Here is a 669-nt window from a genome sequence, read left to right on the forward strand (position 1 = left end):
CCAGAAAACTGTTTATGGTGCCGCCGCGCAGCGTAATAACATCATTGCCGGCACCACCGCTTACCGCACCCGCAAGAGTGCCGCCGGTCATGTCGAAGGTGTCGTCACCATCCTCCAGCCCGACAGAATCCGTGCCCTCCCCACCCTCACCTGGGTCGATGCCGACACTGGCGTTGCCCGAGATCGATACGCTGTCGTCCTGGCTGCCGGCATAGATCGAGCCGTCGACCGTGCCGCCGCTGACGGTATAGGTGTTGCCGCCGCCTTCGCCGAACACCGAGCCGGTCACATGGCCCGCGGTCATGTTGAAAATGTCGGCGCCGCCCGCAAGATCAACGATGCCCGGCGATATGGTTGTGCCGACGGTTCCACCGTCGATGTTGACGGTGTCGTTGCCATCGTTGCCGAAAATGCTGCCGCCTATGGTGGCGTTGCCACTGACCGTTATTGTGTCGTTGCCGGCCTCTCCATCGATATCCAATTCGATTGCGGTATTGCCGCCGATGCTGACCTGGTCGTCGCCGGCCCCGGCATCCACGGCCTTGACGTTGCCTCCCCCTATGGTAATGGTATCACCGCCCTCACCCCCAGAGATGATACCGACGATTGGCTCGCTGAAAAAAACGCCTTCCTCGACCTCGAGGATACCGACCGATATCAGGTCGTCAC

The 669-nt window shown here is 61.1% G+C and carries 1 pseudogene; it reads right to left on the reverse strand.

What is annotated here, in order from left to right:
- Window positions 1-669, reverse strand: a pseudogene (locus EN932_RS37415) (autotransporter); the annotation flags it as partial.

Source organism: Mesorhizobium sp. M7A.F.Ca.US.002.01.1.1 (genome assembly GCF_004022955.1).
GTDB lineage: Bacteria > Pseudomonadota > Alphaproteobacteria > Rhizobiales > Rhizobiaceae > Mesorhizobium > Mesorhizobium ciceri.